At 65.8% G+C, this 14,014-nt stretch carries 13 protein-coding genes; 4 read left to right on the top strand and 9 right to left on the bottom strand.

The annotated features are described in order from the left end of the window. Positions 1 to 35 precede the first annotated feature (35 nt). The 8 genes from EL338_RS23760 to EL338_RS23725 form a co-directional block, all read right to left on the bottom strand. On the bottom strand, positions 36 to 1,244 hold the full coding sequence (locus EL338_RS23760) for a cytochrome P450 (protein ID WP_235666271.1): 1,209 nt from the start codon (positions 1,242 to 1,244) through the stop codon (positions 36 to 38). A 68-nt stretch (positions 1,245 to 1,312) separates the two neighbouring features. After that, entirely contained in the window at positions 1,313 to 2,065 is a 753-nt protein-coding gene (locus tag EL338_RS23755) for an SDR family oxidoreductase (protein WP_126335987.1), read from the bottom strand. 29 nt (positions 2,066 to 2,094) lie between these two features. Beyond that, positions 2,095 to 3,405, bottom strand: coding sequence for an amidohydrolase family protein (locus EL338_RS23750; RefSeq protein ID WP_126335986.1), 1,311 nt, complete (start codon positions 3,403 to 3,405; stop codon positions 2,095 to 2,097). A gap of 14 nt (positions 3,406 to 3,419) precedes the next feature. After that, positions 3,420 to 4,409 (bottom strand): enoyl-CoA hydratase/isomerase family protein, encoded by a 990-nt coding sequence (locus EL338_RS23745; RefSeq protein ID WP_126335985.1) that lies wholly within the window; start codon positions 4,407 to 4,409, stop codon positions 3,420 to 3,422. Positions 4,410 to 4,431: 22 nt separating this feature from the next. Continuing rightward, complete coding sequence (locus tag EL338_RS23740; protein ID WP_126335984.1) at positions 4,432 to 6,096, bottom strand: class I adenylate-forming enzyme family protein; 1,665 nt, start codon at positions 6,094 to 6,096, stop codon at positions 4,432 to 4,434. 39 nt (positions 6,097 to 6,135) lie between these two features. Then, positions 6,136 to 6,669, bottom strand: coding sequence for a VOC family protein (locus tag EL338_RS23735; protein ID WP_126335983.1), 534 nt, complete (start codon positions 6,667 to 6,669; stop codon positions 6,136 to 6,138). A 52-nt stretch (positions 6,670 to 6,721) separates the two neighbouring features. Beyond that, positions 6,722 to 7,576 carry a phytanoyl-CoA dioxygenase family protein gene (locus EL338_RS23730; protein WP_126335982.1) on the bottom strand — a complete coding sequence of 285 codons (855 nt, stop codon included), beginning with the start codon at positions 7,574 to 7,576 and terminating at the stop codon, positions 6,722 to 6,724. 60 nt (positions 7,577 to 7,636) lie between these two features. Continuing rightward, complete coding sequence (locus EL338_RS23725) at positions 7,637 to 9,046, bottom strand: amidohydrolase family protein (RefSeq protein WP_163791911.1); 1,410 nt, start codon at positions 9,044 to 9,046, stop codon at positions 7,637 to 7,639. A 221-nt stretch (positions 9,047 to 9,267) separates the two neighbouring features. Between EL338_RS23725 and EL338_RS23720 the strand changes: the two genes are divergently transcribed. After that, entirely contained in the window at positions 9,268 to 9,876 is a 609-nt protein-coding gene (locus tag EL338_RS23720; RefSeq protein WP_163791909.1) for a TetR/AcrR family transcriptional regulator, read from the top strand. 29 nt (positions 9,877 to 9,905) lie between these two features. Here the strand turns inward: EL338_RS23720 and EL338_RS23715 are convergent, their stop codons facing one another. Then, positions 9,906 to 10,832 (bottom strand): SDR family NAD(P)-dependent oxidoreductase, encoded by a 927-nt coding sequence (locus EL338_RS23715; protein ID WP_126335979.1) that lies wholly within the window; start codon positions 10,830 to 10,832, stop codon positions 9,906 to 9,908. A gap of 334 nt (positions 10,833 to 11,166) precedes the next feature. Here EL338_RS23715 and EL338_RS23710 point away from each other — a divergent pair, with 334 nt between their 5' ends. The 3 genes from EL338_RS23710 to EL338_RS23700 are packed head-to-tail and all read left to right on the top strand — an operon-like array spanning position 11,167 to position 14,012. Next, positions 11,167 to 12,345: a cytochrome P450 gene (locus tag EL338_RS23710; protein ID WP_126335978.1), complete on the top strand. Its 1,179-nt coding sequence runs from the start codon at positions 11,167 to 11,169 to the stop codon at positions 12,343 to 12,345. Positions 12,346 to 12,357: 12 nt separating this feature from the next. Continuing rightward, the gene (locus tag EL338_RS23705; RefSeq protein ID WP_126335977.1) at positions 12,358 to 12,774 is read left to right on the top strand and encodes a VOC family protein; all 417 of its coding nucleotides are present in this window, start codon (positions 12,358 to 12,360) and stop codon (positions 12,772 to 12,774) included. A gap of 32 nt (positions 12,775 to 12,806) precedes the next feature. Beyond that, entirely contained in the window at positions 12,807 to 14,012 is a 1,206-nt protein-coding gene (locus tag EL338_RS23700) for a cytochrome P450 (protein ID WP_126335976.1), read from the top strand. Positions 14,013 to 14,014: the final 2 nt, after the last annotated feature.

The raw sequence follows: 14,014 nt of genomic DNA, 5'->3' as shown, positions 1-14,014 counted from the left end.
CGATATCACGCTATGACGAATCACGCTATGACAAATCAAGTGACGACAAGCGGTAGCGTGTCCCATCCGCGGACGGTGGATGTCGGCGACATCTCCGCGGCGTCGAGATCGACCTCCCACGCCGGGAAGCGAATCAACATTTCCTCCAACGCGATCCGGCCCTCGAGTCGAGTCAGCGCCGCGCCGAGACAGAAGTGAGCGCCCAGCCCGAAGGTGAGCAGCGACGGAATCCTGCGGTGGATGTCGAACCGGTCGGGGTCGTCGTACACCCGCTCGTCGCGGTTGGCCCCGCCGGCGACGAAAAGGATGGCGCTGCCCGCAGGAACGGTCTGGCCATGGAATTCGGCGTCGGCGGCGACGTATCGGCCGATGTGCGGGGCCGGCGGTTCGTAGCGCAGAAGCTCCTCGACCGCGTTGGGGATCAAGGACGGGTCCGCGACGAGCTCGCGACGCTGATCGGGATGCTCGGCGAGCACCTTCGCCGTCCAGCCGATCAGTCGGGTGGTGGTTTCGTTGCCGGCGCCGGCCACCACCTGGACGTAGGCCAGAATCTCGTCGCGGGTCAGGCGCCGCTGCGTGCCGGTCTCGTCGACGAACTCAAGGTGCAGCAACTCGCTCATGATGTCGTCGGACGGGTTGTCCACCCGCCAGTCGAGGTATTCGGCGAACACCCCGCCGCGGACCAGGCTGTTCTCCTTGAACTTCATCGCTTTTCCGGGCTTCACCCGCAGGTTCGCGTCGCTGCGGTCCCGAATGTGTTCCTGATCCTCTTCCGGGATGCCGAGCAGCATGCCGATCACCCGCATGGGCATCTGGGCGGCGAACTCGCTGATGATGTCGAACCGGGCGGACCCCACCAGCGGGTCGAGGCACGCCGCGGTGAACGCCCGGATCTTGGGCTCGAGCGAGGCGACGGTCTTGGGGGTGAACATCTTCGACACCAGTTTGCGGTGGATGGCATGCGTCGGCGCGTCCTCGTAGATGACGAGGCCGGGCGGCATCTCGATGCCCGACTTGATCAGCTCCAGGATGTTGCCGCGACCGGACTTGAACGTGTTGCGGTCGGCCAATCCCTTTGCCACGTCGTCGTATCGGCTGACGGCGTAGAAGTCGTGGCGCTCGTTGTAATACAGCGGCGCCTCATCGCGGAGCCGACGGAAGGTCGGATAGGGGTCGCGGTTGATGTCGAGATCGTAGGGGTCGTAGTAGACGTGGCCGGTGGGCGTCAACTGGTCGGTGGACACTGGGCTGTTCCCTTCGATGGGCCCGGCGGATCCGGGCGTTCGGTCTCCGTTGTGCGCTGGCTCATCGTTCAGGCCCCCATGCCGCCGTCGACGGCGATTGCCTGACCGGTGAGGAACCCCGGGGCATCGGCGCACAGCCAAAGGGCGATGTCGGCGATCTCGGTGGCCTCGGCCAGCCGTCCGATAGGTGCTGCGGCGAGCAGGGTTTCGACCACATCGGGGGTCATCGATTCGCGGAACATCGGCGTATCGACCGTGCCGGGGCAGATCGCGTTCACGCGCAGGCCCTCGCTCGCGTACTCCCGGGCGGCGACCCGGGTCAGTCCGACCACCCCGTGTTTGGCGGCGGTATAGGCCGAGACGGTGGGGGCCGCCCGCAGGCCGGCGACCGAGGCGCAGTTGACGATGGCTCCGCCGCCGGAATCGATGATCGCGGGGATCTGGTAGCGCAGACACGACCAGGTGCCGGTGAGGTCGACGGCGATGACCCGGTTCCAGTTCGCCATGGTGGCCTCGGCGGTCAGTTTCCCGTGTTCACCATCCACCCCAGCCGAGTTGAACGCCGCGTCGAGACGACCGTACACGGCGACCGTATGCGCCACGGCCTGCGCGACCCCGGCGTCGTCGGTGACATCACAGGGCACGAAAGTGCAGGTGCCCCAGGCGCTGAGTTCGGCCTCGGTCTTGGCGCCGGCCTCCTCGTCGACGTCGGCGAGCGCCACGGCGTAGCCGCGCCGGACGAAGGACTCGGCGGCGGCGCGACCGATTCCCGACGCGGCGCCGGTGATGAACGCAACCTTCTGCGGTGCTGCTGTGGACACTGTTCCTCGTCTCTGCAATGTCGTGCCGGCTACCGGGCCGACAGGCTGTCCAGTTCCACGTGCGGTTGGTCGGAGGTGCTCTGGCCCCGCCGGTCGATCACCGGGACACCGTCGCGAATCACGGTCCGCAAAGCCTCGCGCGGCCGTGCCAACAGCGACGGATCCTCGACGGGGTCGCCGTCGACGATGATCAGATCCGCCAACGCGCCGGGTTCGATCACGCCGACCGTTGCCGGCGGATCCACCAACAACTGGCCGGCGTTGCGGGTTCCCCAACCGAGCACGTCTTCGGTGGTCAACCCGTCGATCTGGGCGTAGTAGGCGAACTCGCGTCCGTAGTTTCCGACCTGGTGGTCGAGCGGATCGTCGGCCACGAGATCGCGGAACACCCCGCTGTAGTCATCGCCGATCAGGATGCGAACCCCGGCTGCCTGCGCGGCCGGCAGCATGGCGCGCACGTGGTCGTACTGCTCGCGCCGCACGCCCATGGCCTCTCCGTAGCCGAGTTCGAGGACGCTCCGGAGAAAGATCAGACTCGGCACCCAGAAGGTTCCCGATTCGACCATGGCCGCGATGACTTCGTCATCGATCTCATCACCGTGGTCGACGACATCGAGGCCGAGTTCGATGCACTCCATGATCATCGCCTTGTCGGCGACATGCGCACGGACTTTGGCGCCGCGCTCGTGCGCGGTCTCGATGATCGATGCGATCTCCGCGCGAGACATGTTGCGGGTGGTCCGGTGTGGTTGTCCGTGCCCCGCACTGGCGAAGATCTTGATGGTTTCGGCGCCCCGGTTGATTTCTTGGCGGACCAAGGTGCACAACGCATCCGGGCCATCGGCGCAGACGTCCGTACCGGGCGTCTGGTAGGCCTTCCACCACCGTCCGCCGTTGTTCATATCGCCGGTGGTGCCCAGGTGGTGCCCGCAGGCGCGGATCCGTGGACCGGGAATGATGTCCTCGGCGATGGCCATCTTGAGCTGGGCGTCGATGTCGTTGGAGCACGACGCCCCGGCGAACCCGGTGAACCCGCTCTCCAGCAGCACGCGGCAGGTCCGAACGCCGATCGCCATCAGGACACCCGGCGGACGCTCCTTGCCCAGCCGATCGCCGTCGGCGATGTTGAACTTGAAGAAGTCCGAATGCAGATGGCTGGTGATCAACCCCGGCAGCAACGTCATGCCTTGGGCGTCGATGACGGTCGTCGACGGCGATCCGGATGCCGCCGGGGCAGGTCCGTCAACTGCCGTGATCGTATTCCCCTCGACCGTGACACTGTGCCTGCCGGGCAGCAGCTTTCGTCCGTCGAACAGCTTGGCGTTGGTGATCTCCAGCATGGTCGCCCTCCGCCCTACGTTGCAGCCCGGCCCCGCCGGCTCAATCGCCAGTCCGGGGGAAATTGCCCGTCGTTGTCACGGACGGTGTCGGTGAGGCGGCCCAGGGTCGCTTCGTCGAGTTCCATCGAGTTCGTCTGGGGGTCAGGCCGCAGCGCATCGAGCGTGGATTCGAGCAATCCGGCAACGACGCTGCCCATGTATTCGCCCTGGTGCTGCTTGTAGATCTCGAAGAAGGTCTTCTGGGCGAACACGGTGTCGGTGGGCCGGCTCCGCGAACAGGCCAGCGCGTACTTCTCCGTCATCGCTTCGAGTTCGTCGAAGGGCACGACGGCGTTGATGAAGTTGCAGTCGTACATTTCCTTGGCGGTGAAGGGCCGTCCCGTGAACACCATCTCCATGAACTTGCGCGCACCCATGGTGTTGCACCACTGCCACTGCCGGGCCGCGAATCCCGCGTAGCGCCATGCGGCGTGGCCGAACAGGGAGTCGTCGGAGGCGATCACGATGTCGGCGTCGGCGGCCTGATAGAAGTGCCAGCCGTAGCAGTAACCGCGCACCTCCAGGATGCTGATCTTCTTGAAGTCCTGGAGGCTGCGCATGCCGGCGCTCGGGTCGGTGTAGTACTGGACCGTGGTCGCGCGGCGGCGGTAGGTGCCCTCCGGCGGGTACACCACATCGGCGTCCTCGGGCACGCGCACGGCGTGGTTCATGGTGCCCTCGCCGCGGCCGGCCATGGTGTCCATCAGTTCCGCGAGGTCGGCCCCGCTGCCCAGGTTGGGCCCGTTGGCCCGGATGACCAGCACTTTCACGTCGTCGTCGACACCGGCGTAGTGGATCAGGTCGGCGTAGCGGTGCTGGGCGTCGATGGTCATCGCGTTGAGTTCATCGGCGCGGTCGAGCGTGATCGTCGCGATCTTGGTCTTCGGGTCCTTCTCGTACAGCACGATGTCTTCGGCGGAAGGGCTGGCCTTGGGTGGCGCATCCTGCGCCGCCTGCTCGGTCATGTTGCTTCTCCTGTCGGTGATTTCAGCCCGCGGCCGAAGCCGCGTGGTCCAGCGGTGCCCGCGCCTCGAGGTGTGCCGCGACCATGTCGGCCACCTCGGAGAGGCGCACCTTCCCGGTGGGTGTCCTCGGTATGTCGTCGTGGTTGATGAAGACGATGCGCCGGGGAACCTTGTAGCCGGACAGCGTCTCGCGCAGTGCCGCCTGCAGTTCGGCCTCGGTCGGATCGCTGCCCTCGGCGCATACCACCGCCGCCACGACGAGCTCGCCGAGTTCCGGATCGGGGAGCCCCGCCACCACCGACAGCTCGACCTGCGGCAGGGCGTTCAGCGCCACCTCGACCTCCAGCCGAGACACGTTGGCGGAGTTGGTCTTGATCATGTCGCTGATCCGACCGATGAAGAACGCATAGCCGTCGTCGTCGATCCGGACGAGGTCCTTGGTGGGGAAGAACCCGTCGGCGGTGAACACCGCCTGGCGGGCCACCTTGTAGAAGCCGGTCATCAGCGCGCCCCCGCGCAGTTGCAGCTCGCCCACCTCGCCGGGGGCCACCTCGATTCCGGTCTCCGGGTCGACGACACGGCGCTCGATGCCGTTCACGGCGCGTCCGGCGGCGCCGGCCTTGGATTCGGGCAGTCGGGTGGTCACCGATTCAGCGCTGTGCGGCGCGAAACTCTCCGACATCCCGAGCATCCGGGTCTGGAGGTGGCGGGGGATGGGGTCGCCGTGCTCGTCCCAGGTCGGGCCGGTGGTGATCTTGATGTCGCTGAGGTCGATCCCGCGATCGTTGGCTGCCGCCTGCAGTTTGGCCAGCAGGTGCCAGATGACGATGTTGGTGACGGCGTGCCGTTCGATGGTGTCCAGGATGACGTCGATGTCCGGAGCGGTCGGATAGATCAAGGTGCTTCCGGTGCTCAGCACCTGTAGGGCCGCCGAGATGCCGCCCATCCAGAAGGCCGGCAGCAGCGACAGCGTGCGGTCGTCGCGTTGCACGTCGAAGTAGGTGGCCAGGACGGGAGGCTGGCGGGCGGTCGCCCACTGCCCGTGCACCACCGCCTTGGGGGTGGCCGTGGATCCCGAGGTGTACACGACAAAGGCGTCGTCGCCCGGAACGACCTCGCGTTCCACCGCCGCGAGCAGTGCGGCGTCCGGAGCCGCCGGCCCTTCGCCGCGGGCGTGCAGGTCCGCGATCGACCCGGCCCACGGCAGGCCGGTCACGTCGTCGAACCACACCGACCTCAGATAGGGTGCGACCTCGAGGCGGAGCGCGTGCGCGGCGGCCTGATCGACGCCCGGCAGGGCCGCTGCCAGGTTCTTGCCGAAATCGCGAGAACCGAAGCGCCGCACAGCGATCAGGATCTGTGCATCACTGGTGCGGACGATGTGGGCCAGTTCGCTCGGGGTCGTCAGCGTGCTGATCGGGGTGACCAGCGCACCGATGCGCAGGGCGGCATAGAAAGTGGTGAGCAGCAGCACGCTGTCGGGGGCCAGCAGCGCGATCCGGGTGCCCTTGCCGGCGCCGATCGCCAGCAACGCGCGCGCCATCCGGCCCGTGTGCTCGTCGAGGTCCCGGTAGGTGAGCGCCTCGTCGGCGACCAGGAGCGCGGGGTGGTCGGCGCGCTCGGTGACGACCTGCGCGAGCAATTGCGGAAACGTCTGCGGAAACGTTGCCGGCTCGATGTTCTCCATCAGCGGGACCGGGGTTCTCGCCGGCTGGGTGCGGCCATTTCAGAACCTGGTGATGGGATCGACGCCGTCCCAGGCTTCGGCGGCGGCGCGCATCGCGGCGAATCCCTTCTCGCGGACCGGACTCGGCTCGAGCAACTCGATCATGAATCCGAGCGTGGGGGTGGTGTCCACCCAACAGGTGCGGCTGTTGCCCACCTGCCCCTCGAAGGCCAGTTCGGCACCGCCCGCGATGTAGGCGTCGCGCTCGGATTCGTAGTCGGTGCACACCAATGCCATGTGATGTAGGCCGGATTGCCCCCTGCCGAACAGGTCGCGGAAGACCCCGGGGTCGTCGTTGTCCTGGCTGACGAGTTCGATCTGCAGATCGCCGGCGTAGGCGATCGCGGCGGTCACCGTCGGGAACTCGGCCGGCACACCACGGTGTCGTCCGTTGACACAATCGACCCCGTCGAACCAGAAAAAAGGGCCTACACCGGTTGTTCGGGACCAGGTTTCGATGGCGGGGCGCAGGTCGGGTACCACCCAGCAGGCCTGCATGAAGTTGCTGTTGGGCAGCGGTGCGGCGGTAGTCAACGGGGCATCCTTATGGGCGAGGTGGTCAGCGGCGCGCAAAGTGATCGACTGGTCAGCCGATCAGCGGGAACCGTTCGTCGTTCAATGCTTGCCACGGCACCATCTCGCTGGTGTCGAAGTTGGGGCACGGTGATCCGTTCCAGCAGACGTCGGCGGGCTGGACGATCAACAGATAGCCCCACCGGGGGCGGTCCATCATGTTGGCACCGGCGCCGTGAATGGTGAGGTGGGTGTGCACGGTGATGTCACCCAACTCGTAGTCCATCTGCTCGCTCATCTCGAGCTCGCGCAGTTCCGGGAACGTCTCGAGCGCGTCCCCGCCGCCGTAGGTGGTGTAGTCACCCATGACCCCGGCGCGATGCGACCCGTTGACGAACGACATGGTGCCGGCTTCCGGTCCGTACGACTCGAGCGGAATCCAGAAGGTCATACCGCCGGTTCGGTCGACGGCAAACGTAATGTAGTCCTGGTGGAAGGCGGTGGCGCCGTTGCCGCCGTGCCGAGATGACTTGGTGGAGGGTAGCTTCGGGACGAAGAAGTCCGAATAGTAGCGGGTTCCGACGGGCGTCCCGTCGTTGTTCCGTCGGCCCAACAGCCGCGTCGCGCTCTTGCCGATCTCGTCGATCAGCGGCCGCAGCACGGGGTTGGATAGGCCACCGCTGCGCTCGGCGTTGAAGTACGCCAGGGCGCCCTTGGCCTCGCCGTCGGCGGCCGGGGCCATGTCGGCCTTCATCGGATTGCTGTCGGCATCGGCGCCCATCTTGTCCTGGGCCAGTTCGAGCATCCTGGCCAGGACATCGGGATCGACGAAGCGCTTGAGTTTCACCCAGCCGTGCTGGTTGAGATGCTCGACCTCCTCGGGGGTGACCAAGCGGCACGGAGACTTCAGGCCGGTAATCTCATCCATGGTGGATAAACTCCTGGTAGGCAGCGGGATTGGGCATCGACCGGTGGTTGCGGAGCCGGCTCAGATGAAGATGCCCGGCCCGGTGCGGAAGGCATAGAGGCCGACGACGGCATCCTCGGGCAGGGTGTAGGGGGTGGCGACCTCGCCGACGGTGGGGCCGATGCGCGCGGCGACCTCGGCGAGTTTCGCGCGGTCGAGGCCGTACAGGTCCGCGGCGGTCTCACCGAGGAACTTCTGCGTGTACTTGGGGTCGATATCGGAGAACGTGAACCGCATGGCCTCGCGGGTGTCGGGGAACGTCCCCTCGGCGTGCGGGTAGTCGTCACCCCACATCACGTTGTCCACGAGGTCGTGCTCGACCGACAGCTTCGCCTCGGCGTTCGACATGAAACTTGCCCCGATGTAACAGTTTCGACGGAAATACTCCGACGGTGGCTTCGGCAGCTTCGCGCGGATCGCGGCCCCGGTCGGGCCGTGGTAGAGCCCGTCCATGTCGGCCATCGCGGCCGGCGCCCAGTCCACCCACTGCTCGGTGAGGACCAGTTTCAGGTTCGGATAGCGTTCGAACACCCCGCTGAAGATCATCACCCACAGACCCCGACGGGTCCGGAACGGTGTCTCCATCATGTACATCATCTGGGCGCCCTGCCCCTCGTAGGGGTAGTGCTCGCCGCCGCCGCCGTGCGTGTTGACCGACATGCCGGTCTCGTTGCAGGCGGCCCAAAGCGGTTCCCAGGCAGGGTCATTGAGCATCGGGAAGTCGCCGCGCGGCGCGGGGAGGTTGATGCCCTTCAGGCCCGCCTCGGCCGCCCACTCGACCTCCTTGGCGCAGGCGTCCAGGTCGGAGATCGGGATGTGTGCGATGCCGGCGTGCCGTTCCGGGGCCAGCGACACGAAGTCGGCCAGCCACCGGTTGTAGATGCGGACCCCGACCTTCTCGAGGTAGTCGTAGGCGGTGTCGCCCCAACTGATCAGGCCGGTGGTCGAGAACGGGATCGACTGGCCGTTGAGCCCACCGTGGAAGATGACGTCGGCGGCAACGCCTTGCGCGTCCATGTCGGCGATGCGCGCGTCATGGTCCTGGAGGCCCGGCGCGAGGCTGTGCTCGTAGCTGCGTTGCAGGAACCGGGCTCCGACCTGGTCGGCGTTGCGGATACCGGCCTGCTTGCCGAACTTCTCCGCCTCGGCCTTCTCGAGTTTTTGTGCCTGCGTCTTGCCTCTTTCGGCTTGGGACTTCCCCAGCGACCAGCTTTGTTTCGCACCGGATTTCGCTTCCGAGGACCGCCAGGACAACAGGCCCTGACTCTCCATCTCGGCGACGAAACGGTCGAAATCATCGAGGTGCTTCGCGTCGCAGTATGGGCGCAGCTGGTCCTTGACCGATGGGCCGACGTGACTGTCGATCGACACCGTGACGTAGCGCTGGTCAGCGGCAAGGCTGCCGACAGTTTCGGATTGATCTAGCGACATGCGTTCCCCTCGTCCGGGCGGCTGGAGAAGCCCTGCGGAGACCGCTGCAGGGCGGCGGTCTGGGCGTTCGAAGGAAAACGCTAAACGACAACCGACCGTTTTGCAACGGTGTTCTACTTTTGCCCTATCGTGGCAAATATCGGGGCCCGCCCGGTCTGCTCGACGCATTGACTAGGGTTTTTGGCATGAAGTCGCGGGTTCAGGAGCGCACGAGTCGACACGTGCTGGACGCCGCGCGCACCTACATCGAGACGCACGGCCTCGAGCAACTTTCGATGCGGCGGCTGGCCAACGAAGCGGGGGTGAGTGTCCGCACGCTCTACAACCACTTCGGCGACAAGGATGGCCTGCTCACCGCGCTGGTCCAAAGTTCCTTGGACGGCATCGACGTCGCGGTTCACCACCTGTCGGCGACAGATCCGATCGAACGCATCTGGGAAGCGATCGCCGTGTCGATCGACAAGACGGTGGCAGAGGTGCCCAAGGCCGTGGTCCGTGCCGTCGTCATGGACGATCGTCTGGTTGACCTGGTCAATGTGCGCTGGACGGGGTGGGATCTGATCGTCGCGGAGATCGGTGCCGCGACCAGGGCGGGTGCACTGCGCGACGACATCGAACCGGCTCTGCTGGCCGAGCATGCCGCGATGGTGTTGTTCCATCTGCAACGTCGGTGGACCGCCGGCGAACTCGACGACGCCGGGCTGCGCGCGGGCGCTCTGCACGCTTTTGACATCTGCCTGCTCGCCGTCGCGCAGCCACGTACGCGCGCCCGGATACTCGAGCACGCCCAATCGCTCACCGGGCAACGGCCGCGGCTCACCGAGGGTTGAAAGCGCTGCTCAAAGGCGTTCTGTCAGCATCACTTTGCGCGTAGCGCACCGAAGATGTCGTCGGTGGTCGGGACTTGGGCGCCGTCGATGGCCAGCACGGTGTCGATGTTGTCTGCAATACTTTCCGCGGTCAATCCGGTCTCGCGTAGCCCCTTCGTGGCGACGAAAGCCATCCGTGCGACGCCACCCATCCCGACCTGGAGGATTTCGCCGTTGAGTCGGCAGTCCTCGTGCGCCAGATAGGCGACTGCCGGGGCGCACAACTCGGGCGGCATGCTCGCGTTGACCTGCTGAATCTTCTCCTCGGGCAATCCGTAGAGCTGCGACAGGCTGTCGCAGTGGTCGGCCGACAGTCGCGTGTAGGCGCGTGGCGCAACGGCATTGACCCGGATGCCCGCGGGAAGTCCCTCGGTGGCAAGGTTTCGCGTCAGCCCGTAGACGGCGCCCTTGGCCGATGCGTAGCTGGTCAGGCCCGAAACGCCGCCGAGCATGGCCTCGGAGACGGTGTTCACAATGCGGCCGTATCCGGCCGAGATAAAGTGCGGCCAGGCGGCCCGGATCAGGTAGAGCGCACCGAAGAAGTGCACGTCAAGCATGCTGCGGAACTGTCCGAGCGAGAGCGCGTCGAAGTTCGCCGGGTCATGGATGCCCGCGTTGTTCACCACGATGTCCAGTCGGCCGTATGTGTCGATGGCCGTGTCGATGATCGACGTCGCCGAGTCTTCCTCGGCCACTGAGGCGCAGCACGCGACGGCCTCCCCGCCGAGATCTTTGATCTCCTGCACCACCTGGTCGGCCGGGGCGGAGGACGTCCCGTTGCCCGTCGCATCGACTCCGTAATCCGCGACGATCACGCGGGCCCCCTTCTGGGCCAGCAACAGGGCGTGACCACGCCCGATACCGCGGCCCGCGCCGGTCACGATCGCGACCCGGCCGTCAAAACGCAACTCAGACATGCCTTTTCCCTCCAGTGTGGACCGAACTGGTCCGCGACACTACTCCCCGCAGCGTCTCGGTGTGCAGGCTCATCCAGGATGGCTCGAATCGGGAGTCGCCGAATATGTTGGCAGCCAGCCGGTTTCCGGCCATGGTGTCGAGCGTTCCGAGCTTCTGGCCGGCGCACCGCACTCCTCGTTACGGCGGTCGAATTCTCGACAAATCCTTGACCGGACGATAACGGGTCTGCTAAGCAGGTGCCCAGCACATTTCGTCGCGTTCAGGAAATCGCACCCGCAGCCAACCCGATGTCCTGAGTCGCTTTCCGCGTGCCCACTTCTTGGAGTCGATCGCATGACTGTTCCCACCGACGTCGATCTGTACTACGACCCGTACAACATCGACCTCAACATGAACCCCTACCCGGTTTTCGCGCGGTTCCGGGAGGAGGCGCCGCTGTACTACAACGAGCAACACGACTTCTACGCGCTGAGCCGCTGGGACGACGTCAACAAGGGCGTCATCGACCACGAGACCTTCATATCCGGCCGCGGGGCTTTGCTGGAGCTCATCAAGTCGGGCATGGAGATGCCGCCCGGCACGCTCATTTTCGAGGACCCGCCGATCCACAACATTCACCGCAACCTGCTGTCGCGGGTCTTCACGCCCCGCAAGGTGCTCGCGCTCGAGCCGCAGATCCGGGAGTTCACCACGCGATGCCTGGATCCGCTGGTCGGCACTGGGAACTTCGACTTCGTCAACGATCTGGGCGAGCAGATGCCGATGCGCGTGATCGGCATGCTGCTGGGTATCCCGGAGGACCGGCAGCAAGCCATCACCGACCACGGCGAAGAGACTCTGAACAAGGACAAGGTCGACTCGCTGGCCACCGGTGAAGTGTTTGCCGAGTTCGTCGACTGGCGTACTGAGAATCCGTCCGACGACATCATGACCGACCTGCTCAACGCCGAGTTCGAGGACGAGACCGGCACGGTGCGCAAGCTGCGTCGCGATGAGTTGTTGTTGTACCTGACGGTCATTGCGACCGCCGGCTCGGAGACCACCACCCGGATGCTGGGCTGGGCCGGTAAGACCCTGGCCGAGGTGCCGGAGCAGCGACGGGACCTGGTGCAGAACCCGGACCTGATTCCGCGGGCGATGGAGGAGATCCTCCGCTGGGAGCCGCCGGCGCTGCAGCTTGCCCGTTACGTCACCCGCGACGTCGAGTATTACGGTCACACCGTGCCGGAGGGCTCGGCGATGCTGCTGCTGGTGGGCGCGGCCAACCGCGACTCGCGGCGGTTCCACAACGGGGATGTCTTCGATATCCACCGGGAACAGCAGGGGCACATGACATTTGGTGCAGGAACGCACTTCTGCATGGGCAATGCGCTGGCCCGCCTGGAACTGCGCATCGCCATGGAGGAGATCCTCAAACGCTTCCCGGAGTGGGAGGTCGACTGGCCCAACGCCGTGCCGTCCGAGACAGCCGCGGTCCGCGGCTGGGCCGCCATGCCCACCTTCGTCCCCTGATCCGAGGACCACATGCATCGCATACTGCTCAGCACCTTCCTGATCGACGCGCCCGCCGAGGTCTTCGAGAAGACCACCGACTTCTGGGCCGGGGCGCTCGACGCCGAAGCGTTACGGCCCCGAGGCGGTCGCGACTACCGGATCCTCGAGGGCGCCTCCGACGACTTCCGCGTCGTGGTCCAGAACGCCCACTCCGGCGAGGCGGGCATACATTTCGACATCCACACCGACGATCTGGAAGCCGAGGTGGAACGCCTCAAGGGACTCGGCGCCACCGTGGTCGACGATTCCTTCGTCGAGCACCCCGGTAAGTGGGTGATCATGGCCGACCCTGCCGGCAAGGAATTCTGTGTGGTCTACGCCCTGAATCCGCTGCGCCCCCAGGCCGACCGGGATGCGTTCGAGCGCAAGGCCAAGCCGGTCGGCTGACCGACGTTCACCCCTCGACCCGAGAAAGATCCATGACCAAGCCGCAGGTAGTTTTCGACCCGTTCTCCGACGAATACTTCAACGATCCGTACGACATCTACCTGCGGATGCAGGACGAGGCGCCGGTCTATTACAGCGAGGAATCCGACTTCTACGCTTTGACCCGGCACGCCGACGTCGCCGCGGCGCTGAAGGACCACGAGACGTACTCCTCGTCCCAAGGCTGCGACCTGGCCACCGTGCAGGCCGGCGAAGGTCCGCAGGGGAAGGTGATCATCTTCATGGATCCCCCGGACCACCGGGTGATGCGCAGCCTGGTGAACAAGGCGTTCACCCCGCGCGCGATCCAGTCGCAGCGCGAGACCGTCGAACAGCTCGTCGACCATTATCTGGCGCAAGCGGATCCGCACAACTTCGACGTGGTCCAGGATTTCTCGGGCCCGTTCCCGGTCGAGGTGATCACCCGGATGGCCGGGGTGCCCGAGGATTACCGACAGATGGTCCGGGAGTGGATCGACATTTCGTTGGTCCGCGAGCCCGGCAACATGGGTTTCACCGAGGCCGGCGCCCAGGCGGCGATCGAATCAGGCACCTACTACTACCAGCTGGCCCAGGAGCGTCGGGCCAACCCGCAGGACGACATGATCAGCCGGCTGATCACCGCTGAGATCTTGGGCGAGGACGGTCAGGTCCGGAACCTCGACGACGTCGAAGTTGCCGGCTTCACCGCACTCCTGGGCGGGGCGGGTGCGGAGACCGTCACAAAGCTGCTCGGCAATGCCATGGTGACGTTCGCGAAGAACCCCGACCAATGGCAGAAGCTGGTCGACGATCGCAGCAAGGTTCCCGCCGCGGTCGAGGAGATGCTGCGCTTCGACGGCCCGGTGCACTACAACGTGCGCTTCACGCTCAAGGAGGCGCACCTGCACGGCATCACCATCCCGGCCGGCAAGCCCGTGTTCCTGATGAAGGCCGCCGCCAACCGCGATCCGCGTGCCTTCACCGCCGCCCACCTCTTCGACATCGACCGCGACCGCACCGAAGCGCAGAATCTCGGCTTCGGCTACGGCATCCACAGTTGTCTGGGTGCGGCGCTGGCGCGGCTGGAGACCACGATCGCGCTGGAACGGCTACTCGATTTCATGCCCCGCTACGAGGTGCAGTGGGACGGACTGGCGCGCGTGCAGATGCAGAACGTCGCGGGATACAACCGTGTGCCAGTGCAGGTTCTGCGTTGATG

The organism is Mycolicibacterium chitae, assembly GCF_900637205.1.
In the GTDB taxonomy this organism is placed as follows: domain Bacteria; phylum Actinomycetota; class Actinomycetes; order Mycobacteriales; family Mycobacteriaceae; genus Mycobacterium; species Mycobacterium chitae.
This window is presented reverse-complemented; position numbering and strand designations above follow the sequence as displayed.